This window comes from Thermogutta hypogea, from assembly GCF_055386265.1.
On sequence record NZ_AP042425.1, the window covers coordinates 282,222 to 307,122 of the forward strand.

Annotated in this window: 16 protein-coding genes; 10 read left to right on the top strand and 6 right to left on the bottom strand. The window is 62.4% G+C overall.

What is annotated here, in order from left to right:
• Positions 1-600 precede the first annotated feature (600 nt).
• The 4 genes from ACZ5B4_RS00920 to ACZ5B4_RS00935 all read left to right on the top strand — a co-directional run bounded on the left by ACZ5B4_RS00920 (position 601) and on the right by ACZ5B4_RS00935 (position 7,101).
• Entirely contained in the window at positions 601-1,266 is a 666-nt protein-coding gene (locus tag ACZ5B4_RS00920) for a helix-turn-helix transcriptional regulator (protein ID WP_464912558.1), read from the top strand.
• A gap of 49 nt (positions 1,267-1,315) precedes the next feature.
• Positions 1,316-4,156, top strand: a complete 2,841-nt coding sequence (locus ACZ5B4_RS00925; protein WP_464912559.1) for a tetratricopeptide repeat protein — start codon at positions 1,316-1,318, stop codon at positions 4,154-4,156.
• A gap of 106 nt (positions 4,157-4,262) precedes the next feature.
• Complete coding sequence (hemL, locus tag ACZ5B4_RS00930) at positions 4,263-5,561, top strand: glutamate-1-semialdehyde 2,1-aminomutase (protein ID WP_464912560.1); 1,299 nt, start codon at positions 4,263-4,265, stop codon at positions 5,559-5,561.
• 355 nt (positions 5,562-5,916) lie between these two features.
• Positions 5,917-7,101 carry an endo-1,4-beta-xylanase gene (locus tag ACZ5B4_RS00935; RefSeq protein WP_464912561.1) on the top strand — a complete coding sequence of 395 codons (1,185 nt, stop codon included), beginning with the start codon at positions 5,917-5,919 and terminating at the stop codon, positions 7,099-7,101.
• Positions 7,102-7,281: 180 nt separating this feature from the next.
• Here the strand turns inward: ACZ5B4_RS00935 and tsaB are convergent, their stop codons facing one another.
• Complete coding sequence (gene tsaB / locus ACZ5B4_RS00940; RefSeq protein ID WP_464912562.1) at positions 7,282-7,983, bottom strand: tRNA (adenosine(37)-N6)-threonylcarbamoyltransferase complex dimerization subunit type 1 TsaB; 702 nt, start codon at positions 7,981-7,983, stop codon at positions 7,282-7,284.
• Positions 7,984-8,369: 386 nt separating this feature from the next.
• Here tsaB and ACZ5B4_RS00945 point away from each other — a divergent pair, with 386 nt between their 5' ends.
• Positions 8,370-10,706, top strand: coding sequence for a PQQ-dependent sugar dehydrogenase (locus ACZ5B4_RS00945; protein WP_464912563.1), 2,337 nt, complete (start codon positions 8,370-8,372; stop codon positions 10,704-10,706).
• A gap of 94 nt (positions 10,707-10,800) precedes the next feature.
• Here the strand turns inward: ACZ5B4_RS00945 and ACZ5B4_RS00950 are convergent, their stop codons facing one another.
• Positions 10,801-12,351 carry a glycoside hydrolase family 172 protein gene (locus ACZ5B4_RS00950; protein ID WP_464912564.1) on the bottom strand — a complete coding sequence of 517 codons (1,551 nt, stop codon included), beginning with the start codon at positions 12,349-12,351 and terminating at the stop codon, positions 10,801-10,803.
• A 364-nt stretch (positions 12,352-12,715) separates the two neighbouring features.
• Between ACZ5B4_RS00950 and ACZ5B4_RS00955 the strand changes: the two genes are divergently transcribed.
• From ACZ5B4_RS00955 to ACZ5B4_RS00965, 3 genes are all read left to right on the top strand, one after another.
• On the top strand, positions 12,716-13,285 hold the full coding sequence (locus tag ACZ5B4_RS00955; protein ID WP_464912565.1) for an NfeD family protein: 570 nt from the start codon (positions 12,716-12,718) through the stop codon (positions 13,283-13,285).
• 191 nt (positions 13,286-13,476) lie between these two features.
• Entirely contained in the window at positions 13,477-14,553 is a 1,077-nt protein-coding gene (floA, locus tag ACZ5B4_RS00960; protein ID WP_464912566.1) for a flotillin-like protein FloA, read from the top strand.
• Between the two features lie 79 nt (positions 14,554-14,632).
• On the top strand, positions 14,633-15,943 hold the full coding sequence (locus ACZ5B4_RS00965; protein WP_464912567.1) for a Gfo/Idh/MocA family protein: 1,311 nt from the start codon (positions 14,633-14,635) through the stop codon (positions 15,941-15,943).
• Between the two features lie 46 nt (positions 15,944-15,989).
• Here ACZ5B4_RS00965 and ACZ5B4_RS00970 read toward each other — a convergent pair whose 3' ends face one another.
• On the bottom strand, positions 15,990-16,907 hold the full coding sequence (locus tag ACZ5B4_RS00970; protein ID WP_464912568.1) for an NAD(P)-dependent oxidoreductase: 918 nt from the start codon (positions 16,905-16,907) through the stop codon (positions 15,990-15,992).
• A gap of 122 nt (positions 16,908-17,029) precedes the next feature.
• Positions 17,030-17,701 carry a hypothetical protein gene (locus ACZ5B4_RS00975; RefSeq protein WP_464912569.1) on the bottom strand — a complete coding sequence of 224 codons (672 nt, stop codon included), beginning with the start codon at positions 17,699-17,701 and terminating at the stop codon, positions 17,030-17,032.
• Positions 17,702-18,469: 768 nt separating this feature from the next.
• On the opposite strand from ACZ5B4_RS00975, the gene ACZ5B4_RS00980 reads away from it, so the two are divergent.
• Positions 18,470-19,297: a ParA family protein gene (locus ACZ5B4_RS00980; RefSeq protein WP_464914041.1), complete on the top strand. Its 828-nt coding sequence runs from the start codon at positions 18,470-18,472 to the stop codon at positions 19,295-19,297.
• Positions 19,298-19,479: 182 nt separating this feature from the next.
• Complete coding sequence (locus ACZ5B4_RS00985) at positions 19,480-20,874, top strand: PP2C family protein-serine/threonine phosphatase (protein WP_464912570.1); 1,395 nt, start codon at positions 19,480-19,482, stop codon at positions 20,872-20,874.
• 86 nt (positions 20,875-20,960) lie between these two features.
• Here the strand turns inward: ACZ5B4_RS00985 and ACZ5B4_RS00990 are convergent, their stop codons facing one another.
• Positions 20,961-23,357, bottom strand: coding sequence for an efflux RND transporter permease subunit (locus ACZ5B4_RS00990; RefSeq protein WP_464912571.1), 2,397 nt, complete (start codon positions 23,355-23,357; stop codon positions 20,961-20,963).
• Entirely contained in the window at positions 23,354-24,883 is a 1,530-nt protein-coding gene (locus ACZ5B4_RS00995; protein WP_464912572.1) for an oxidoreductase, read from the bottom strand. Before ACZ5B4_RS00995 ends, ACZ5B4_RS00990 begins: the two co-directional genes overlap by 4 nt.
• Between the last annotated feature and the right edge of the window lie 18 nt (positions 24,884-24,901).

The window sequence follows — 24,901 nt, forward strand, 5'->3', positions numbered from 1 at the left end:
CCTGCCGCTTCGCGGTGAAACCCGATTGCAACCGCTACTCTAGACCGGGCGATTCCGCAAGTCAACAACTCGGAGGGCCGTTTGCGGGCCGCTGCCGAAGCGAGGCTTCCGCCTCTAACGACAGCGATGCGGCAACCGAGCCGTCGGGCAAGGGTCGTCGGGATCCGGAACGGCGCGCGACGCGCAGGCACGGTGCCAAGCCGTCGGCATCCTTAATTTTTGGTGGGCGGAGTAGGCGTTTGCGTTTGCCCGCCGCAATCGGATAGAATGTGTTTTCGACGGTGAATTCGGAAACAGCAAAATGCCCGTCTTATAGCTGTTTCGGGGTGTTTTTTTGCGAACATAGTTTTCCCGTTTTTCGTAGCAAAATGTGGCGATATCGAGGCCGCTGCGGATGCCGTGCCGCCCGATTTTTTGGTTGGCGCCAAGTACCCGGCGTGACCGCTGCGAGAGTTGCAATAACCCCCTCAGTAGAGTGGAATCCGTCGGAGACGGCGTCGTTGAGTCGGCCGTCGGCTGCGACCAAGTTTTTCGGGTGCTAAAAGGGGCGACGACAGCACCTTTACACTCCAAATGCATTCGGGAACGGGAAAAGGGTCGATGCAGAATCTTTCCATTAGTCATGCCGGTATGAGAATTATCAAGCTCTTGGTGGGCAATCCGCCCCGGAGCGTTGCCGATCTCATTCGAGAGATGAAGGTAACTCGTACCGCCATTACCGAGCAGTTGAACGAGCTTGTGGCGGCGGGGCTTGTGGAGCGGAAGTTGCAAAGGTTGCAGGGGCGAGGCCGTCCGCGCCACGTGTATTCCGCGACCACCAGCGCCTTGCTGCTGCTTTTCGCGAAGAATCAGCGACTGGTGCTGCCGACGATTTGGCGGGCGATTCGTGAAATTGGCGGTGCGGAACTGACGGAAGAGGTTGTCCGTCGCGTGAGTGCGGTTTTGGCCCAGCATTACCTCCAAAGAATTCACGGCACGACACCCGCCGAGCGCTTGAGCGAGATGACGGCCATTCTCCAGGAGGAAGGGGTTTTGGTGGAAATCGAGGAGGATATGGGGCAACTGACCGTGCATCAGCGAAGCTGCCCCTATATCATCATGTTCGAGGAGAACCGAGCCGCCTGCCTTCTGGATCATGAGATCATTTCCACGGTGATCGGAGCACCCGTCAAGCAGGTGGCCTGTCGTCATGACGGGGCTCCTTGCTGCGTCTTTGAGATCAGCGGTGTTTCGTCGGACGCTCCCGCAACTACCGTGACGATGTGAGCGGCGACATCTTCCCTTCCCTGGACCTCGGCAGCACACGGAGTCGCGCGTGAAGGATAGGCGATCGCGACAAGACCGCTTGCCCCACGAACGTCCGGGCGCGACTGTGATGGATGACGCGGAAACCGGCTCCCGACGGGGCGGCCGAGCGGCGGGGTTGCGGGGGACCCGTCCCGTTTTGAAGATTCTGTTATGCGCGGTCGCACTGGTGTTATTGGCCGGCGGCTACGCAGCGTGGGACTGGTGGTATTGTTTGCCCGACTCGGTTCAGGCGGAGTACGTCGGCCGTCAAAGCTGCGCGGCATGCCACGAGCAGGAGTGCCGGCTTTGGGAAGGCTCCGATCACGATTTGGCCATGGATCGAGCCACGCAGCAGACCGTTCTCGGCGACTTCGATAATCAAGAGTTTCTGCACATCGCCTTCAGCGAGCTTTGGCGTCTGCCGGAAGACGAACTGCGGCGGTTGACGGAGCGCATTCCCGACCACGTGTTGGCCCTCGCCTTGCAAGAGTACGAGCCGCCGCCCATGCCGGAGCTGGGCATCGAGCATCCCAGCGGAGAGGAATCGCGGCGGAGGATTGCGGCGGTGCTTCCGGAATCGCGGCGAGCGACGATCCGCGAGGAAGCGGACTGGAAAAAACAGTTCGCGCGCCCGTGCGACATCACGGCGGCCCACCGAACCATTCGCGATATCGCCGCGGAAATGGCCCGTGCCGGCGAATTGCATCCCACCTTCGCCCTTCGCAGTCGCATGTTTCGACGCGACGGTAAGTTCTTCGTCGAAACCGACGACCGGGAAGGAAAGCTCCGCGCATTTGAAGTCAAGTACGTCTTCGGCGTCTATCCCTTGCAACAGTATCTGGTGGAGTTTCCCGACGGGCGGATCCAGTGTTTGCCCCTGGCCTGGGACGTGAAGGGCAAGAGCTGGTTCCACCTATACCCTTCGGAGCCGATACCGCACGAGGATCCCCTGCACTGGACCGGCTCGCTCCAGAACTGGAACTATATGTGCGCGGATTGCCACACGACCAATCTTCGCAAGAACTTCGATGTGGCGAGCAACACGTACCGCACGACCTGGTCCGAGATCGACGTCAGTTGCGAAACCTGCCACGGTCCCGCGAGCCTGCATGTCCGATTGGCGGAATCATGGAGCCTATTTTGGGATCGCAAGCGGGGTTACGGGTTGCCGCAACTGAAAGGGGCCCCCAGTACCGTGCTGGTCGATAGTTGCGCCCCGTGCCACGCGCGGCGGCGGCCCTTGAAGGAAGGCTTTGTCGGCGGAGATCACTTCCTGGATCATTATTTGCCGGAATTCTTGGACGGCCGACTCTACTATCCCGACGGCCAGATCTTGGACGAGGACTACGAATACGGATCGTTTACGCAAAGCCTGATGTATCGCAAGGGCGTCCGGTGCTTGGACTGCCACGATCCCCACACGGGACGGATCAAGTTCGCGGAAGCGACGCAGCCGGGAGAAGTGCGAGAGCCCTATGTAGACAACCGGCTGTGCGGGCAATGTCACATTCCCGCCAAATATGATACGCCGTCGCATCACTTTCATCCCAAGATCGGCGAACCCGGTAGCCGCTGCGTGGACTGCCACATGCCCGAGACCACCTACATGGTCGTCGATGCGCGCCGCGATCATAGTTTCCGGGTGCCGCGTCCCGACCTCACGGTGAGTTTGGGCATCCCCAACGCTTGCAACCTCTGTCACCAGGACAGGGCGAAAGGCGAGTCTCCGCAGTGGGCGGCCGACCGGATCGAAGAGTGGTACGGTCACAAGCCGGATCGCAATCATTTCGCCTACGCGTTTGAGGCGGGGAGGCGGGGCGATGTCAGCGCCGCCGCGGATCTAGCCGCCGTGGTGCGACGCCAAGACCTGTCCGGGATGGTGCGGGCGAGTGCGTTGTTGTTGTTATCGCGCGTTTCGCCGGAAACCGCCCTGGGAAGCGTCGTCGCGGTCGCCCGTGAGGCGGATCCCTTGTTGCGGATTGCGGCCGCGCGGGCCTTGCAGGAGCTGCCGCCCGACCCCGGCACGCTCGCTCGCGTGAAAAACCTTATGGAGGATCCCATCCGGGCGGCCCGCTTGGAGGCCTTCCCTTGGCTGCTGCAATTCGCGCCGAGCGATCGCCGACTGCTCTCCCCGGAGGTGGTGGATCGTCTGGCGGCGGAATACGTTGCGGCCCAAAAACTGGTCGAAGACCAGCCCGGCGCTCACGTCAACTTGGCGCTGCTTTATGATGCGTTGCAGCAATGGGATGAGGCGGAAGCGGCGTATCAGACTGCGCTGCGGCTCGATCCTGGATTTCTTCCGGCTCGGAATAACCTGGCCATGCTGCTGGCCCGGCGGAATCGCTGGGAGGAGGCCGAGCGGCAGTATCGCTTGGCGATCGAAACGAATCCGAATTATATCCCGATTCGCGACAATCTGGCTCGCTTGTATTACCAACAAGGTCGCACGGTGGACGCCGAACGGGAGTTCCGCGCCATTCTCGAAAAGGTCCCAACCGTGGGCGACGTGTGGTTTTCCCTGGGATTGCTGATCGCGGAGGATCCTGCGCGATTGGCGGAGGCGGCGGAGTGCTTGCGTCGGGCGGCGGAGCTGATGCCCGGCGACGCGCGCGTCGCCTACAATGCCGGCTTGGCTTTGCACAAGGCTGGGGAGCTGGACGAGTCCGAAGCCCTGTTTGCACGGGCCTATCGCTTGGGAAATCCCAGTCCCGACTTACTCCAGGCGTACGCCTTGCTGCTCGTCGATCTTAAACGCTGTGCAGCGGCGAGGTCGATGGCGGAGGAGTTGCGGGCAAGGTACCCGTCGCCTGCGGCCGAGCAGTTCTATCGTGCCGTGGCGGATCGCTGCGCCGAAGGCGGCGCTCCGTAAGCCAAGATGGATGCCGCATCGTCGCCCGGGATCTCACGATCATCCCGAGACCGGGCGCAACCGACGTGCTTGCAAATTGTGATGGACGAGGAAGGATAGGACTTTCATGCGTGATCGCCCCAAGAGTCTCGCCGCCTTCGAGCATGCCAAACGATGGATCCCGGGGGGAGTGAACAGTCCGGCGCGGGCATTCGGTGCGGTCGGCGGTACGCCGCCTTTCATTGCCCGCGGCCGGGGTGCCTACCTTTGGGACATCGACGGGAATCGATACATCGACTACGTCGGCTCTTGGGGACCCATGATTTTGGGGCACTGCCACCCGCGGGTGGTCGCCGCCGTCGGCGAAGCCTTGGCAAAAGGCACCAGCTTCGGTGCCCCCACCGAGGCCGAAACCCGCCTCGCCGAGCTGATCGTGGAAATCGTGCCGTCCGTGGAAAAGGTTCGGTTGGTGAACTCGGGTACGGAGGCCGTCATGAGCGCCCTGCGTCTGGCACGGGGCTATACCGGCCGGGCCAAGATCGTGAAATTCGCGGGCTGTTATCACGGGCATGTGGACAGTCTGTTGGTCGCGGCGGGCAGCTCGGCGGCGACTTTAGGAGTGCCGAGTTCTCCCGGCGTGCCGGCCGCCGTGGCGCAGGATACCGTGGTTTTACGATACAACGATGCGGACGAGGTCCGCGACGCCTTCCGTCGTCTGGGAGATCAAGTCGCCGCCGTGATCGTGGAGCCTGTGGCAGGCAATATGGGCTGCGTTCCCGGCACGCGCGAGTTCTTGCAGACCCTCCGCGAACTCACCTTCCAAACCGGCGCCGTGTTGATCTTCGACGAGGTGATGTCCGGCTTCCGGGTCGCACTGGGAGGCGCCCAATCGCTCTACGGAATCACGCCGGACTTGACCACACTGGGAAAGATCATCGGCGGCGGCTTGCCCGTCGGGGCCTACGGAGGTCGCGCGGAGATCATGAATCACATCTTGCCGGCGGGAAAGGTCTTCCAGGCCGGTACGCTGAGCGGAAATCCTTTGGCCACCGCAGCCGGGATTGCCACATTGGAAGTCCTTCGCGAGACGGATCCGTTTCCTGCGCTCGATCGGGCTTCGGATCGCTTGGCCGAAGGATTGCGGGCCGCCGCGGAAGAGGCCGGTGTTCCCTGCTCCATCGGCCGCTGCGGAGCGATGCTGACCCTATTCTTCACGCCGCAGCCGGTAACGGACTGGGACACGGCCGCGGTCTGCGATACGGCGGCCTTCGCCCGATTCTTCCATGCCATGCTGGACCGCGGCGTTTACCTTCCGTGCAGCCAATTCGAGGCGATGTTCCTCTCCGTGGCGCATGGGGACGAGGACGTCGATGCCACCATCGCCGCGGCGCGCGAGAGCTTCCGGGAAGTCCGTGCCGCGAAGTGACTGTCCGGCCTTGCCGAAGAGCCATGAATGAATCGCCGAGCAAGACGGACTTGTGCCGCCCGGCGCATGTGTTGCCGGCAACTCCGTGAGAGGTCGTCGGGCACGTTCCGAAATCGACGCGAGGGGGGAAAGGCAAACGGCGGTCAGCACGGCGTAGGCGCTGGGCGCGGCGGCCCGCACGGTTCATAATCGGCGATGGTTGTGGCTTCAGGTTGTGCGGAACCGGCTTGGGGGAACCGGCCCCAGGCTCGGCCGCGCGAAGTCATTGCGGTCGATTGCAGCGAGTACGCGGAGTCTGTCCGGAGCAGGCGACGCCCTCACCCGTTTCGTTTGGTGGTCACAGGGGAGAAAGAACGTGCAGCACGCAGGATTGAATTCGTTTCGTCGGCTCGACCGGCGGGCCATCCTATTCGTAATGGCGGCGTCCATGACGGCGGTTTGTTCCGTCGCAAAGGCCGATCAGGCAGCCGAAACCCCCGCGCGTGCCAGCGAGATCGAATCCACGGATCATGCCGTTCCGAGTCTGAAGGACGCGTTCAAGGAGCATTTTTTGATTGGAATGGCGGGCGATCTGCCGGGCAACTACTCCGAACGCGAACTAGCCTTGGTCCGCGAACAATTCAACGCGGTCACGCCGGAAAACTGCATGAAACCGGCCTTGGTCCATCCGAGCGAAAACCAATGGCGATTCGAGCGGACCGACGCCTTCGTTAAGTGGTGCGTGGACAACAAGATCAGCGCCATGCACGGCCACACGTTGCTATGGCATCACCAAACGGGGAATTGGTTTTTCGAAGGTAATGATAAAAAGGTCGTGATCGAGCGCATGCGGAGCCACATCCAAGGCTTGGTGGGAAGATACAAGGGGAAGATTCGCAGTTGGGATGTGGTCAACGAGGCCATCAACGACGGCGGCAACGCGGAAACCGCCCGGACGGAGAACCTTCGCAACTCGGCCTGGTTGCAGGCTGTCGGCCCCGAGTACCTGACGCTGGCCTTCAAGTTCGCCCACGAGGCCGATCCGGACGCTCTCCTGTTTTATAACGATTACGGCATTGAGAGCGGCCCCAAGCACGCCAGCTCGATGGTCCTGCTACGCCGCTTGCTCGAGGAAGGGGCGCCGATTCACGGCGTGGGCATTCAGGGCCACTGGAGCACGCGGCAGATCCCCTATGCCGAGCTGGATCGAGCGATTGCCGACTACGCTTCGTTGGGCTTGAAGGTTGCCATTTCGGAGTTGGACGTGACGATCGCGGGGGCTTCGGGCGGACAGTTGGACCGGCCGGGCGGCGGACGCGGGCGGAGGGAGATTCGGCCGCCCACGTCCGAGGAATTGCAAGTTCAGGCCGACGCGTACGCGAAGCTGTTCGCCATCTTCCTCAAACACAAGGACGCCCTTGACCGCGTGACATTCTGGGGATTGCACGATCGCCGCACATGGCGGTACGGGCAGCACCCGTTGCTCTTCGATGCGGATTGCCGACCCAAACCGGCCTTCCATGCCGTGATCGAGGAAGCTCGGCGGGTGTCGCACCCCTGAAGGCGGGATGAATCCATGCACCCTCTTCGCATGGTCGGATGTGCCGACCGCTACGGTGGGGCGGTATGTTAGCGGCCTTTCCGAGGCGATCGAGACGCTCTTGCTCGGGTGGCCGCATCCCGCGTCAATGACTTCCGGATCGCGCCGCCGGCATGTTGAAGCGAGCGACGCGGAGAAACGTCAGGAGGAGGCGCCCGATGCCGAGTCCGCCTTCTCTTCGGCGTAACTGGGGCGAAAATACTGCGGCATCAATTTCCAGAGATCGTCCCGGCGTCCCGACTCGTAATACGTCCAGGCCAGGTGCCCCACGGCAGAGGCGTTGGGGCGGCATAAGTGATCCGGGACCGGCCGGTAACCGTGCTCCGCCAGGATTTCCCTGAATCGCGAGGCCCCGGGGCCGGCGACGACTAGGCCGTTCGATGCCGGCAGCGTCCGCAGCCAATCCAGCGGTTTTTGCGGCCGACACGACTCGGCGGCACGCCAGATGCCGTTTTCCTGCCGCTCGAACAGCTTGCCCACGATGTCCCCGCGCTGGGCGTCGGCCATCACCGCGACGCGGGAGATTTCCTGCGGAAGCCCTGCGGCCACCGCCTCCAACGTGTCGATACCGATGATCCCCGCTCCCACGGCATAGGCGAACGTCTTGGCCGTCACGAGGCCGATGCGGACGCCCGTGAACGATCCCGGCCCGATGGAGACGCCGACCAACTCGATTTCATTCGGCCGAACGCCGAACTCTCGGAGCAGGTCGCGGATGGCCGGTGCCAGGGTCTGGGCCGATCGCCGGTCTTGCGGAAGCCAACGCCGCTCGATGCATTCGCCTTTTCGAAACAAGGCGACGCTACCAATCGGGTCGGTCGTCTCCAAAGCTAGGGCATGCATGTCCGAAGGGGGAGCGTTACGCTGGGATCGTAAACCAAGGAGATTGGCGATCGGCTGCCGCCGCGTCCGTCATTCTGGCACAAAAGAGATGGATGCCGCAAGGAAGAGTGTCCCACGGGTGAACCGGCAACACCGTCCTTGAGGGGTGGAATCCCGAGGATGGCGAAAACCGTTTTCAGTGCAGCTTTTTTTTGACCGCGTCGCCGAAAACCACGCCCTGAGACTAGACGCGGGTCCCTATAATTCAGCCACGAAAACCGTTCCCTCACCGGACGGGCGACCGAGCGGAAGCGGTGGGCGGCCTCCACGCCTGCACCCCTTCCCCTCCGAAATCGATGGAATCTTGAATGAAGCTTGAATTGGTCTCACGTGCTTGGGAGAATCCGATGCTTCGAGGAAACGTCCAGCGTTGTTCCATTGTGTTTGCCTTGCTTACGGTGGGAGCGTTCGCCTGTGCCATCGTTTCACCGGCGTGGTCGAACGGACCGGAAGGGGCTTGGCCTCGCCCGGCAAAAATCTCCGCCGATACCTCGAAGCTGGTAGGATCACCGGATCCGCTGCCGCTCGAGACCGAACCGGCATTTCCGCGACTGCGTTTCGAGCGGCCGGTGACCATCGCCTACGCCCCCGACGGCACCAATCGTCTGTTCGTGGTGGAGCAGCACGGCGTTATCCACGTCTTTCCCAATCGCCCGGACGTTGACCGGACCTCGATCTTTCTCGATATCCGCGAGGTCGTGTCCCGGGACCACAACGAAGAGGGACTGCTCGGGTTGGCTTTTCATCCCCGGTACAAGGAAAACGGGCGATTCTTCGTCTATTACTCGACCAAACCGCGGGCTTCGGTGATCTCTGCGTTTCGCGTATCCGCGAAAGATCCCAATCGGGCGGATCGCGATTCCGAGGAAGTCCTCATGAAGATCGAGCAGCCGTACGGGAATCACAACGGCGGCAGCATCGAGTTCGGCCCCGACGGCTATCTCTACATCGGTTTGGGAGACGGAGGATCGGCGAACGATCCGCACGGGCACGGGCAGAATCTAAATACGTTGCTGGGATCGATCCTGAGGATCGACGTCGATCACCGCGATCCCGGTCTTGCCTACGCCGTTCCGAAGGACAACCCGTTCGTGGCTCGCGAGGGCGCCCGCGGCGAGATTTGGGCCTACGGCCTGCGCAACGTCTGGCGTTTGACGTTCGATCGAGTCACCGGGGATTTGTGGGTAGGAGATGTTGGCCAAAACCGCTACGAGGAAGTCGATATCATTGTCCGCGGGGGAAACTACGGCTGGAAACTCCGGGAGGGATTCCATTCCTTCGACCCGAACGCGAAAACGACGGGTGATCCGCTCATCGACCCCGTGGTGGAGTACTTCCGCCACGAGGGCATGTCCGTCACCGGCGGATACGTCTATCGCGGCCGTAGACTACCCGAATACTACGGGGCCTACTTCTATGCCGACTATGTGACGGGAAACGTCTGGGCACTGCGAGTCAACGATCGCCGCGAGTTGACGGAAAACCGCAAGGTCGCACGAACCAACCTGAACATAGCCGCGTTCGGCGAAGACGAAGCCGGCGAAATGTATCTCGCGGCTTTCGACGGAATGATTCACCGACTCCGCCGTAGGCCGGGCGACATCGGAGCCTTGGCCGCCGCCTTTCCGCGAAGGCTCTCCGAGACGGGTCTCTTTCGTTCCACCAAAGACTTCGAACCGTGCGAAGCCGCGCTCCCCTATGATGTGAACGTGCCTTTGTGGTCTGACGGGGCCGCCAAGCATCGTTTCGTCGTGCTACCGCAAGGCCGGTCCGTGCAATTTCACCCGGAACATGCCTGGGGATTTCCCGTGGGAGCGGTGCTGGTAAAGACGTTCTTCCTGCCTCGGCCCGGGGCATCGAGCGCGCTGCTGAAGTCGCCGCCCCGGCTTTCCACGATAGAGGCGGGGGACAGCGAGGCATGGCGACGTTTGGAGACACGTCTGCTCGTTCATGCTCCCGACGGCTGGCAAGGATACACCTACGTTTGGAACGACGAGCAGACGGATGCCGTTCTGATCGACGGCGCCGAACGGCGCGAGTTTCCCGTGCCCGGAGAACAGGGGATTGCGCGGCAAGCGTGGTATTTCCCAAGCCGTTCCGACTGCATGGCGTGCCATACGCCGGCCGCGGGATTCGTGCTGGGACTGAAGACGCCGCAGATGAATCGTCCCATGACGACCGGTTTCTCGCGCGCGGCGGAGGCAACTCAGGCGGCAAGGACGGAAGCCTTCGCGGAGCCGCCCAATCAAATTGCGGCCTGGCGGGAATGGGGAGTTTTCGCCGACCCGCCGTCCGAATCCACCGCCGAGCTGCCCGCCTTCCCCGACTGGCCGGTTACGGCGGAGAACCTGGGCCGAGAAGAGCTGGAGATGCACGCGCGGGCCTATCTGGATTCCAATTGTGCGATGTGCCACGTGCCGAACGGGATCGTGGGACGGCCGGACTTCCGCTTCGGCACTCCGACTTCCAAGGCGCAATTGGTCGGGGTCAACCCCGGCCAAGGTAGTATCGCGCCGGCGGGAAGCAAGTTGGTCCTGCCGGGCGACCCCGGTCGCAGCGAACTTTGGCACCGCCTCGAGACCCTCGGGCCGAGACGAATGCCTCCGCTGGCTTCCTCGGTTCCTGACGCAACCGCACTACGCCTGATCGAAGCCTGGATTCGATCCCTGCCGCCGGCTCGTTGAATCGCGACGTGTCCGGTCCGTACGTGGCGCCGGAGGCCGTACCGCGCCGAGCACGCGCTGGATGTGCCGTCGCGCGGTGGATGATCCGCTCGTTTCAGGGCACCTCGACCCATTCCACGATGGATAACACGGCGTTCGATTTGGGGTTGGGGTTGCGATTGACCGCTCTTATCGTGAGGGTACCCGCGGCCGTCGCGTCGGGTCCGACCGTCGCTTCCAACCACTTACCTCCGTCGAAATCGGTCACGAGGCCTAATGATCGCTCGCCCACGAAGACCTCTTGCCGTCGCCCGCCCTGAAAGTGATCGGGATCGATCATGTACAACCGTACCCTGCCGGCCGAACCGGGAGGCACGTGCAAGGCGATCTGAACCTCCTCTTCGTCGGCTCGGGTGTGAAATACGGGAAACGGCCATCCCGTGTACGAGAATCCGCGATGGACCTCCGCGCGGTAGCCGGGTTGGGCGAAAACCGTTTCCGTCTCCGGCCGCCCGCAACGCATCTCCAGTTTTACGCCCCGTGCGTGTCGCTCGTCATCGGTGGGCAGCTTTTCCAGATCTCGCCAATCCCGTGAGACGGGGGCCCGATCCATCGCGGCCGGCAGCAGGGGAAACGCCGCATGCGGTTCGGCCTGATACCAATAGCAGGTGGCGGCCAGCTCCAATTCGTTGCCCGGTCGGCCGAACATTTCGCGAAACATGGGATGCTCATTCTCGCCGAAGCCGATCGTCACTTTGAGACTTTTCGTGAAGGTGACGGCGTCGCTGAGAAAGAATCGATAGGCTGCGGCCCCGTCTTGATGAAAGGGGAAATAGCCGGTGCGAGGAAAGAGGTTTTCCTCGGGAGGAAAGCCCCAACTGAAGCCGAAGGAATCCTCGATTCCCTGAAACTCCACCATAGGCGTCGTTCCGCCGTCGACGTAGAACTTCTCGTTCATATCGACCGGATAACCGGGGCGGCCGGGCAAGCGTAGTGTGACATTCCAGCCGACGAACTTGCCTCGGCCTTCGGCCTCCAACGCGACGAAATCGCGCTCCGCCAGGTTCAGCAGCTCCTGCCGCCATTGGGCGTGGAAGTAACCGACATCCTCGGGCGGGGCAGCCGTTTTTCGAATCATCACATAGCTGTAGCAGGGCATGGCCGCCCAAAGCTCTTCGCCCGGCTCCAACTCGCCCTCATAGACTAACTCGATCTTGGCGGATTTGCGGAACGGCATGGGGAAATAGGCGTTCCAACCGCGCTTTTTGTTCACCATGATCGTATCCAAACGTTCCCGTTCTCCCGCCGGATCGCAGAAGAAGTCTACCAGCGGGCATGCCACGCTGGGAGTCGGCTCCCCATCCCAATACATGCGGATCACAAGGTCGCGGCCGAGCCGATAGTTGGAATCCGCCGCAATTTGGCGTTGGGGCAAGGCGAAGTGAATCATGGTGATGACGCCCGGCCCTTCCGCTTCGGCGACAATGACGCGCTTCGAATGATGGAAGCGCCGCTCGAGCGGGGTTTCGATCCACAGTCCGTTCTCCGCCAACACCTGGTCGTCTGTCAGACGCGGCAGGCTCCAGAGGTCGTCGCCTCCGCAGCGGCCGCCGTTGGCCAATGCCGTTGCGGCGATCACCGCCGCCGTAACAAGCCGTTCGAACATGGTGTGTTCCTCCCGGAGACGCATGGTGAAGCGGCGCATCTCGGATGCTCCGCGAAACGAAGCGGAGGAAAGCCGGCCTTCTAGGAATCGCACCGTGGCAGGTGGGCCTTGTTTTTCCCCACGCGGGATTCGCAAAGACGATGTGCTGGATTATGAGCCGCAGTGCGGAAATGTCAATCTTTTTCGGCTTCGGGGGCGATCGGCCGTTGCAAACGCTTGAGGAACCCCGAAGCTACTGTTAGATTGAGTTTGGGGGAGGGATCGGCCGACGGACGTCCGTCGCGTCCGGCGCTTGCCGTTGATCCGTTGGTTACCCTGCCCTGTTGGGTAAGCACATTCCCGACTTCTGCTGAAGAGGGAATTCATGGATACCTGGATCTGGCCCGTACTGCTTCTGCTGGCTGGATTATTCTTCGCCTTCCTCGAGCTTTTCTTCGTCTCGTACGGGGTTCTTACGTTCTTAGCGGTGGCCTCCGCGACGGCCTCCATTGTGTTGGGGTTCTGGTATTCTCAGAGCCTCGGCATGGGTTTGTTGCTGGTGACGGTTGTGGGGATTCCCGTTTTCTTGGCGCTGTTCGTCAGGGTCTGGCCCCGCATGGGCGTGGGTAAGAAAATCATGCTGCAAGAGCCGGAAGCGACGGAGACGCTGCCCGATAACCCCCTTCTCCACAGGTTGCGGGAATTGGAGGGAAAGGTCGGGGAGGTCAAGACGCCCATGCTGCCGGCGGGAGTGGTTCAGATTAACGGTCGCTCGTACGATGCCCTCAGTGAGGGAACCGCCATCGATGTGGGCCGAAAGGTCAAGGTCGTCTCCCTCCAAGGTACCTGGTTGGTCGTCCGACCCGTCGATGACCTTACCGTGGCCGGCGAAGGCGGAGACCCTTGGAACCAGCCCCTACCCAGCTCCGATATCGATCCCTTTCGCGGGGAGTGAGCCTCATGGGAGTGCTCGGCCGAACCTGTCCGAAGGCAGGGGGAAAAAGCGTCGGGGTGTAGCTTTTTGCCGTGCCCGGCGATATGCTTATGGGCGAACCTCGGCGGTGGCGGTCGCGACGACCGACTGCCGCGACCTGCGGGTTTGGGGGCCATGAATCCGTCAACGTGATGTTTTCTCAGGATAATGCCATGCCGATTTTTGCCCAGGACGCCGATTTCGCACGTATCGTGACGCTTTTCCTGGTCCTGGCGGTGATCGTCGTCGGCTTGGTAATGCTGGCGGTCTTCGCCAAGTTCTTCCGGTTGTGGATCCAGTGCAAGACCACCGGGGCGGGGATCGGCATCCTGGACCTGTTGGGAATGAGCTTCCGAAAGGTTCGTCCCGATGTGATCGTGCGGGCCAAGATCATGGCCGTTCAAGCCGGCATCACCGATAGCGATGGCGTGACCAGCAAAGCCTTGGAAGCCCATTTTTTGGCGGGGGGGAACGTCAATCAGGTGATTCGGGCACTGATCGCCGCCCGGCATGCCAAGATGAACGAGTTGGATTTCCGATTGGCCACCGCCATCGATCTTGCGGGCCGCGACGTCTTGGAGGCCGTCCAAACCAGCGTCAATCCCAAGGTCATCGACTGTCCCAAGAAGGGGTCCGGCAAGGAATCCTTGGACGCCGTGGCGAAGAACGGCATTCAACTGAAGGTCAAGGCACGCGTGACCGTTCGTGCCAATATCCTCCAGGTGATCGGAGGCGCCACGGAGGAAACCATCATCGCCCGCGTCGGCGAGGGGATCGTGAGCGCCATCGGCTCGGCCGAGACGCATTTCGAGGTGTTGGAGAATCCGGATCGGATTTCCAAGGCGGTGCTGGGCAGGCGGCTCGATCGTCAAACGGCTTTCGAGATCGTTTCGATCGACATCGCCGATATCGACGTGGGGCAGAACATCGGCGCCCGCCTGCAAGCCGACCAAGCCGAAGCCGACATGCGGGTGGCTCAAGCCAAGGCGGAAAGCCGCCGCGCCATGGCCGTGGCGGCCGAACAAGAGAACTTGGCCTTGATCGAGGAAAGCCGGGCCAAGCTCGTCGAAGCGGAAGCCGAGGTTCCCCGAGCATTGGCGGACGCCTTCGACAGCGGGAAGCTGGGGCTGATGGATTACTACCGTCTCAAGAACATCCAAGCCGATACCGATATGCGATCCGCCATCGCGAAGATCGGATCGCCCGCCAATCCGCCGCAAGAGGACCGTGAGGGGCGCCGGGTGGCGTGAACCTGAGGTGTTGCCAAGGATCCAATGCGCCGCTTCGTTCTCCGTGCCCATCGGAGGCGACTTTAGGAGGGTTGGAACTATGACTTCGCCGCGGATGAATCGCCGAGATTTCACCAAAGCCGGTGCGGCCGGCGCAGTGGTATTTACCGCCCTGTCCGCGCGTCGTGTTTGGGGCGCCAATGAGCGAATCCGATTGGGGTTCATCGGGGTGGGAAACCGCGGCAGCCAGGTTCTCGACGCTTTCCTGCCGCATCAAGATATGGAAGTGGCGGCGCTGTGCGACGTGTTCGAGCCGTATTTGGATCGGGCCCAGGAAAAACTTCCGTCCAAGGCGGATACGACGGTGGACTTTCGGGAAATCCTCGACAGGAAGGATATCGACGCGGTCGTCATTTGCACGCCCGACCATTGGCATGCCGTCCAAACCATTTGGGCGTGCCGCGCGGGCAAGGATGTTTATGTCGAGAAGCCCCTTTCGATCACGGTGGTCGAGGGACGTAAGATGGTGGAGGCGGCTCGGCGCTATCAACGCGTCGTGCAGGTGGGAACGCATCGGCGGTCCTCCAAACTGTATGCGCAGGCGGCAGAACTGATCGGAAGCGGCAAGATCGGCAAAGTCACGGTCAGCCGTGCTTACCGTTTGAGCAATATGTATCCGGGCGGTATCGGCAAGGCGGCTCCCGGCGAGCCGCCGGCGGGTTTGCACTGGGACTTGTGGCTGGGTCCCCGGCCCGAGAGGCCGTTTCAGGCCACCATCGCCCCCTATAAATTCCGTTGGTGGGATTTGTACTCTTCGCAAATGGCCAACTGGGGCGTGCATTACTTGGACGCGATTCGCTGGCTGACGGGCGAATTGGCGCCGGCGTCGGTCTGCGCCATGGGGGGCCGCTTCGCCGTTGACGACGACCGCACCATTCCCGACACCGCCGAAGCCGTATTCCAGTTCGCGTCCGGCCGCCTGGCAGTCTTCGGCCAATATGAAGCGAGCGGCAATCCCGTCCTCTTGCAAGGCGAATTGGAACTCCGCGGCACCCTAGGTACGGCCTATATCGGTTCCCGGGGATTGAGCGTGATTCCGGAAAAGGGCGGCCAGTTCCAAGATGCCGCACCGCGGATGGAGCCGATTCAGATCGACATGCGGGAAGGCGAAAACGACGTGATGACCGTGGCTCACGCGCGGAATTTCCTCGATTGTGTCAAGTCCCGCGAAAAGCCCAACGCCGATGTGGAGATCGGCCATCGCTCCACCACGTGCAGCCTGATCGCCAACATTTCGCTGGCCGTCAGCGCCCGGTTGGAATGGGACGCCGAACAGGAACGCTTTACCAATCATCAAGCGGCCAACGACCTGCTCGATTACGAGCATCGGAAACCGTGGACGCTGGATTGAGGCGGAATAGAGCGCGGGGCGCCGGCTGCCGATCGCGGGCGATCCATCAGCTCCGCCGAATCCAATCGATATCGGCCATGCGGGCCAGGGCCAGCTCCAAGGCGTGGGTGCCGTCTTTGGCGTGCCCGCAGGCCGCAACGGACAGGTAAAGCTGGTGCGCTAAAGCCAACCCCGGCAGGCAAAGCCCCATCCGCTTCGCTTCGGACAGGGCAATACCCATGTCTTTGATGAAGTGCTCTACGAAGAAGCCCGGCTCGAATCGGTTGTTGATGATCCGTGGGCCGAGGTTGGATAGCGACCAGCTTCCGGCCGAGCCTGAAGCCACGGATTCCAGCACCTTGTTGAGGTCCAACCCGGCACGATAGGCGTACAGAAGTCCCTCGCAGACGGCGACCATGGTGCTTGCGATGAGGATTTGATTGGCCATCTTGGTGTGCTGGCCCATCCCCGGACCGCCCTGGTAAACCACGGTTTTTCCCATGGTTTGGAAACAGGGCAACACCGCCTCGTATGCCGCGTAGTCTCCCCCCACCATGATGGAGAGCCGGGCTTCCCTGGCCCCGACATCGCCGCCCGTGACGGGGGCATCGAGGCCGGCGACACCCCGTTCCGCCGCCTTCTCGGCGATTTCGACGGCCAAAGCAGGCTCACTGGTGGTCATATCGACGATGATGTTGCCGGGTTTGCAGCCGGCCAGCGCGCCCCGGTCCCCCAAAATCACTTCTCGAACGTCATGTGGAAAACCGACGATCGAGAAAACGATGTCGGCGGCTTCGGCGACTGCCTTGGGTGAATCCGCCCATACAGCTCCCATCGCCAAGAGCTTTTCGGCCTTGGATTTGGTGCGATTAAAAACCACGGCTTGATAGCCGGCCTTCAGCAAGTGGCCGCACATGGCGGCTCCCATTACCCCGGTTCCTATCCATCCAATGCGAGTCTTGCCCGGCTCGGCGACATGCGGCATGGGTTTTGTCCTTCTCCAGAAACTTAATAAGCGGCGATAGCCCGATCTCGAAACGCCAAGTTAAGGAGTTTGCCTGGGCGGAACAGAAATCCGGAAGCGCGGGCGGCGAATCCGAACGCGAGTCACCGGCGCCAACGTTCTTCCGGTCGCATCAAAACTTCATGAAGCACGAAGGCTGTGGCGAGGCCTTCGGGAGATTGCAGGCTTTGAATGAGGGCCGCGGACAGCGGGAACTCGCTCGCTTGAACCACGCGCGAGGCCGTGGCGGCCGTTGGAGCCACCGGTCCGACGCTCGAGGCGCGAGCATCCGCCGTGCCCGGCGCCGCTCTTTGAGGCGTCCCGGACCTCGACAGCCGGCCGGGCCGACGCTGCTCTGCGCGATCTCCGGAAGCCCGGCGGCCTCGATCGCTCGTTGCCGCCGGCGCCACGGGCGCGCCCTTTTCGCCAAGCTCTCCCATGGTCTGACGGACGTGGTCCGCCAAACTCTGCTCCACCGGCTCGGCCACAATCACCGGTTCGACCGGTTCGTTCACGACCGGCTGGGGAGCCCTTCGCCCGCGAGGGTCTTCCGCCTTCCTGCCCCCCGCTTTTAAGAAGGCGTCGATTTCCCGCTGCAAATCGTCGGCTGCGGCCGGTTGACCTCGGGGGGGCCGTTTTCCGGCCGGGCCCCTCTTCTTTTTCGCCTCCGCCATCTGTTGCATCAGGCTGGCGACGATCGAAATCACGATGATAATCAGCGTGATAATCGTGCCGACGGCATCGCCGAAGAGCAACATGTCGGGGCGGAAGATCATGATCTGGTCCTACCTGGGCCGCGTTCGAAGACTCGTGAGCGAACAACTCATGGTTCACGACATTATTCTAGCGATTGACGCTCATGGAAACCACATTCAGGACCGCTTCCGGGGCCGATCGCGGTGTAGCCGGCCCGCAAGGTTGTTGGAACGCACAAGGGGCGGCCTCGGAAAGGCTCCCGCGGCACGCGAGCGCGCTATGCCGCGCGTTCGGTCTGATCCAAGGATCTTCTCACGATGGTTGGGCCGGGCCGCGAACCCAGCAGGTGTCGTGAGCCCTCGCTGTTGGGGGTTGGAGGGCCACGATCCGTGCCGGCCGAGATTTACACAGCCGGAATGGGACGCGGAAAACGGAAGCAACGGAGTGAGCGCCTCTGGTGCGCTGGGTTACGGTCCGCCCGGAACGGCCGTCGATCGGTCGCTCATCGGGGAAGCGACCTCAACATGAGCCGCTCCATGGAGATCCAGCTCGCGACGGCATTGTTCCCAGGTCGCGTATTTTGTACAAACCTCCCGCTGTGCCATCGCCGCTTGCGCTCATTAGGCCCTGAGGACGCGAGGTTCCCGACGCGGAGGTAGAAACGAGGGGCGCGACGCACGGTCAGCCGAACGAATCGGGCCAAGGAGGGGAACGGGAAAACCGGCGACTTGGTCTAGGAGCCGTCGTTCACCGTCTCTTATAATGTGGCTTGAAACGAGCCTATGCTTCCGGCGAGCGGGCCGGAGTTTCGTCGCGCGGCGATCTGTGCCGAAGTGGAGAACGAACGGATGCGGACCATCGCGATTATGAACCAAAAGGGCGGTGTGGGGAAAACCACGACGGCGGTGAATCTGAGTGCCGCGTTGGCGGCCGCCGGCTGCCGGGTATGCCTGATCGACATGGATCCCCAGGCCCATGCGACGTTGCACTGCGGTATCGAGCCGCAATTGGAGATGCCTTCGGTTTACGATGTGTTGGTCCGCGATCGTCCGATCCGCGAAGTGCGCCGCGAGGTCGAGCCGGGGTTCTGGATCGTGCCTTCCCATCTCGACTTGGCCGCGGCGGAGGTCGAATTGGCCGGCGTGGTGGGAAGGGAGGTCATTCTGCGCGACAAGTTGTCGGAGGACTCCGCCGAATTCGACTACCTGATCGTCGATTGCCCGCCCTCGCTCGGTATCTTGACGATCAATGCCCTCGCGGCCGTCAACGAGGTCTTCATCCCGCTGCAACCCCACTTCTTGGCCTTGCATGGTCTCAGTAAGCTCTTGCAGACCATCGAGCTTGTGGCCAAACGCCTGAATAGCCGTCTGCGTTTGACGGGCGTGATCCTCTGCATGTTCGATACGACGACACGGTTGGCGGCTGAAGTGAGTGCGGACGTGGATGCCTTTTTCGACCGCCGGCACGAGTCCGAAAAACCGTGGTCCGGTGCTCGCATGTTTCGCTCGCGGATCCGTCGCAACATCCGGTTGGCCGAGGCGCCGAGTTTCGGGCGGTCCATTTTCGCCTATGCCCCGGACTCCAACGGGGCGGAAGACTATCAAAAATTAGCCGAGGAGGTGTTGGCGCAATCCGCGGAAGGGGCCTGTCGTCCCCTCTCCCGAGCAGCCGGTTGACGGGTGGGGCGTGGCCGCAAGCGGGGACGGGCTGCCGAGCGATCGGAAATCCAAGTAAGAATCCCGGCAGAAACCCGTCGGAACACTGGGAATCCAATTTTCTCGATGCAACAATAAGAGTCGGCGGCCGATCGCAGGGCCGAGTCCCGATATACGCTATTCCGACCCATCACCCGTGAGTTATGACGGCATCGTCGCACGGCAACATCTGGCAACACTGCCTGGAGCATTATGCCGGTACCGATGTCGGCCTGCGCCGAATCAACAACCAAGATTCGTACGCCGTGGACCTCGCCGCGAGCCTCGAAGCCTATCACGCCCGGGGACATCTCTTCTTGGTGGCGGACGGCATGGGCGCTCACGCGGCGGGCGAGCTGGCCAGCAAGGTCGCCGCCGAGACCATCCCGCTGACCTACCGCAAGCTCCGTGATCTTTCCCCGCCGGAGGCCCTCCGCGAGGCCGTCGAAGAGGCGAACCGGCAGATTCATCTTCGCGGCAAATCGAGCGAGGATTTTCGCGGGATGGGCACCACCGTCAGCGTGTTGTGCTTGCTGCCGGAAGTCGCCTATACGGCCCAGGTCGGCGACAGTCGCACCTATTTATGGCGCAAGCAACGTATCGAGCAGCTCTCCTACGATCATAGCCTGGTGTGGGAGCTGCGAACGCTGGGCAATCTTCCCGAGGGCAGCAACCTCGATTACGTCCCGAAAAATATCATCACGCGGTCTTTAGGACCCAATCCCACGGTGCAGGTGGATTTGGAAGGCCCCTTTCCGATCGAGCAAGGGGACACCTTTCTGTTGTGCAGCGACGGCCTATCCGGCCAGGTCAGCGATGAGGAGTTGGGCCAGGTTCTCACCTGTCTGCCGCCGCGCGAGGCCGGGCCGTCCTTGATCGATTTGGCGAATCTCCGCGGAGGGCCGGACAATATCACCCTGATCATCGTGGAAGTGCTTTCTCCCCGATGCGAGGCCGTTGCCGGAACGCCGACCGACAGCACGCGGATGAGGGTTAAGCGAGGCTCGGCCTCCTCGGCGAGCGGCCCAAGCCGTTTCGGTTCGGGAAAATGGATCGCGGTAACCGTGGGTGTTTTGGGGGCCGTGTTCGCAGCGTTGGGAGGGGCATGGATGACGTTCGGCGGCTTGGGCTTCGCAGCGCCGGCCTTCGGGGTGGGGGTAGCGGGCTTGATGCTCATCCTTGCGGCTTGGGTGCTTCCGTTCGTCACGTCGCAAGCCAAACGCCTTCCGATCCAAGGCTCGCGGCACGGATCGAGACTGGGAAAGGGGCCTTACGCGGTGGCGGACGCCACGCCGCGGCGGGAGTTTTTCGACAAGCTTCAGGTCATACTTCGCGATCAAGAGGCGGCAGCCCAACAAGAAGGTTGGGACGTTCCCTGGGAGCGCTTTCGGGGTTTACGGCAACGCGCCGAGCTGGCCGCGGAGAACGGCGACTTAGCTACGGCGATCGCGGATAGCTGTCGCGCCATGTCGCTCATCATGAGCGTTGCCCGGTCCGTGAGTAGCCGCAAACCCACTCCGCCTGCCACGTTCTACGAAGGTTTCGAGGAAACACGCTGAGGGCGCCCTCTGGAATTGCGGCGGGAAGCCGAGGCAGGCCGCCGCGGATCGGCTCGACGTTACGGTCCGCTCTTTTTCGGCTCTGCTCATGTCGCTCCGGCAGAATCGCGGGGTTCCGCCCGTGAAAGGCGGCATGCCTTCGAAGCTTTTCCGCTGTGTATGCGGTCCAGCGCCGCCAGCAGCCACGGAAGCACGTACAGATTGGACGCCATACCGCCCAGCATGGTCAGGCTGAGCAAGAGGCCGAAGTGAACGGTGGGGATGAACTCGCTGAGAATCATCGTGGCAAAGCCGGCGCTCAATGCCACGGTCGCCAACACCGCGGCGGGGCCGACTACGGATTGCGCGGCCCGGAGAGCTTCCTCGTGCGACTTTCCCGACCGCAAGTGCGCCTCGCGAACAAACAGGTAGTGGATCGTGCCGTCCACCGACAGCCCGAGTGCGACGGCGGCCATCATCGCGCTTCCGACATTGGCGGGCACGCCCAGCCATCCTAACGACCCGAGCACGGCGGCCACGGGCAAGAGATTCGCCGGGAGCGAGGCGATCGCCGCCATGATGCTCCGCGACGCGATCAGCATCGTCAAGAATACCCCCAAGATCGCCAGCGACAAGCTTTTGCCTTGATCGTCCAAGACGCTATCGACGAGCCGGGCCAATAGCACGTAATAGCCGCCGACGACCGGTTCCCGATCGGGACCCGCCCCGGAGTCCGCGGCAAATTCCTCGCGGCAAATGCGCCGGACATCCGCGATGATCTTTTGCTTGGCCGCCGTGGAAAGCCGCTCCTGAGAACGAAGCATGACGCGATACCAGTACGCCGGCTCGCCTGCGGCGGGGTCCGGGCCGTACAGCGCCTCATACAAACTCGGCATCCGTTGCCGGATCAGCCTCATACCGACGCGAATCACGCCCTCCCGCAAAAGGTCGGAACGAATCTCCTGCAAGGGCCTGGGCGCCGCGGCGGCCACGGCGTCGATCAGGCTCAAGACCTTCGTCAGGCCGGGAATCTCGCCGGAATCGGTAGTGAGGGTGACCTCGCGGCGGAGGCGATCTTCCAGTTTTTGCACACGGCGGAGGTAAGGCCAGGTCAGATTCTCCGGCGCCGGCAGGAGGATGTCCCAAACACCCGCCCCGCCCAATTCCTGCTCGATGAAGCCGTACGCCTGGGCCACCTCGCTGCGGTCGCGAAAGTTCCGAGTAAAATCGGTCTCCACGCGCAGTCGGCTCCAGCCGAGCACGCCCGCCGCGGCGATCGCGACGACTATCAGGGCCGATGCCCACGGATGATGCGTCGCCGCGAGCAGCAGTCCCCGCAAACCGTGATCGAGCATCCACGGTCGGCGGGCTTCAAGTTTCGCCGGGAATAGTCGCCGGGAAACACCCCAACGCGGGCCGGGGAGGAGCATCAGTCCCGGCACGAAGAGCGCTGCGGCAATTCCCACCCAAATCACGCCCAGTACCATCATCCAGGAAAACTCTTGGATCGGCAGAACTCGCGACACGCTCAAGGCTCCGAAACCGATCGCGTCGGTCACCAGCACCCAGAACATGGGACGTACCAGCTCCGCCAGCGCGGCGGTGAGGGCCTCTTCTTCGGTTCGGGCCGCGCGCAACTTTTCCTGGAAGCGCACCAGGATGTGGAGCACCGCTCCGATTCCGACGACCGTGATGACGGCGGTCAAAATGGAGCTGACCCAACTGACGTGCAGCCGCAAGAGGGCCAATGAGGCTTGGGTGCCGAAAACGGCGACTTGGACCACCACCAGGCAGACCAGAACAAAGCGCGGGCGGCCGGTGACGAGTAGGATGACGGCGGCCAGCAACAGCGCGGAAGCCCAGCCGAGCCGCGTGCCGTCCTCAGCGATGTAACGGAATCCCTCGCTGGTGAGGACCGGTTCGCCCGCCATCATGCCGTTCGGCAGCGATGCCACCAGGCGTCGCACGGCGACGACCGTATCATCGCGCGACCGGCCCGTCGCAGCCTCCGGCCGCAGCAGCACCGAAAGTCCGCAGATGTCGCCGCGGTGATTGTGCGTGTACCCCTGGAACAGTTCCCGCATCCGCGCCGCCAAGTCGGAATGCGGATCGACGATCTCGTCGCCCAAGGGTTGATCCAAACTCCACACGTCATATACGCCCGGAATGTCGCGAAACGCGCGTCCGATTTTGCGCAAGCGTTCCAGGCCGCGTGCATCGGCGGCCAGCAAGTCCGGGTCGTGGTAGGCGACCAAAATCATATCGCCGGCCGAGAAGACCCTGCGAATCTGTTGCAGGGCCGCCAGATCGGGATCGTCCGCCGGAAACAAACGCTCTAAGGAGCGATCGAATTGCAGCCGCGCGGCCGGTAAAACCGACGCGGCCAGCAGGATCACTCCAATCGCCGCCAGAATCCGTCGCCGCGCAACCAAGAACGAGGCTACGCGATACGAGAGGCCGGAATCGACGGTACAGTACGCCGACGCAGAACCGTCGCGATTCACGACTGATCCTCTGCCGTTGCAGGCGTGTTCCCCGGGCCGGACCGGTCCCCAACGACGCGCTTGCGGGCCTTAATTTCCTTCAGCCTCGCATGCTCCGGCAGCGACTTGTAATAGGGATCCAGCGGATAGCAGCCGCTCACCAGTCCGTTACGCGGGCCCGTCGTGCAATCGCTGAACGTCCGGCACAATCGTTTGACTTGCAGCGGTCGACCGGCCAGGGCATCCGCCGGCAAGTCCCAATAGGCGAGCACCTGCCGTCCCACTCCGACGAAATCCACCCAGCCTTCGCGCACCACTCCCTGCGCGACGTGCGGCAGGAACTCTTGAAAGTAGGTATAAGCCGTTCCAACCATGGGCAAACCGGGGACCGCCTCTTTCAGCCGCCGCACGACTTCGATCTGACGCAGACAGCCGATGAGAGGATCCTCCGGCGGTTGATAGCCGTCGGATGGCGGATACAACGCGGGCCGCTGAATGTGAGGGTTGTAATACGGCGAACCGGCCGTGATGTTGACGAACGCCGCCCCGCATTCCTCGCGCAGCAAACGCAGCAATGCGATCGGCTCGGCGAGATCGATTTCCAAAGGCGAGTCCCGCCGGCAGCCGAAACCGGGATAGGGAACGGGAAACTCGTGCGGGATACCCGGCCCGGGCTGCCCCGGTTTGCTCCTCTCGGGATCCGGTCGAAACGGCGGAAAATCGAAGGCGGAGAGCCGGACGCCGATCATCAAACGCGGGCAGGCCTGCCGGATCGCGCGGATGATATCGCGGAGGAATCGGGTTCGGCTCGCGAAATCTCCGCCGTACTTTCCCGGGCGATCGAAGGCGGACAAAAACTCGTGGCCCAGGTATCCGTGACAAGCCTTCACATCGACGAATTGGAATCCCGCCCGATCGGCCATGGCGGCAGCCGCGACATAATCGTCGATCAATCGTTCGATGTCGTCGTCTTGGAAGAGCACCGCCTCGTCGTTCGGATCGATACCGAACTTGGCATCGAGGACCGGATGATGATACGCGATCCGCGGCTCCGGCCGATCCTTTCGGGTGGGACGGCAAAACCGGCCGGAATGCGTCAATTGCAGCCCGACCAACAAATCCTCGTCCGCATGCGGTTCGAATTTGTCGCGGTGGGCCTCACGCAGGCGATTCAGCAAATCCGTCATAGCCTGAAGGCTGTGAGGCCCCAAGTACAGTTGATTGGGGTTGGCCCGGCCGTCGCGGCGAACGGCGAAAGCTTCACCGCCCCAGATCAACTTCGCCCCCGACTCGCCGAAATGTTGCCAGCGTCGCACCGTGTGCTCGCTCGGTACGCCGTCGTCCGTGGCATCCCAGCCTTCCATGGGGTGGATGCACCAACGATTGCCCACGCGAAAGCCGCCGATCACGATGGGTTGCGCCAACGGCGAATCCTGGGTTGTCGATAGGACATTGTCGTCAACGGGAAGGGTGTACCCGAGGGCTTGCACCGCCTCCCGCAAGTGTTGCGCCGACTCCAATCGCGTCAGTCGTAGAATGTCGCCCATCCTAACCCTCTCCTTGTT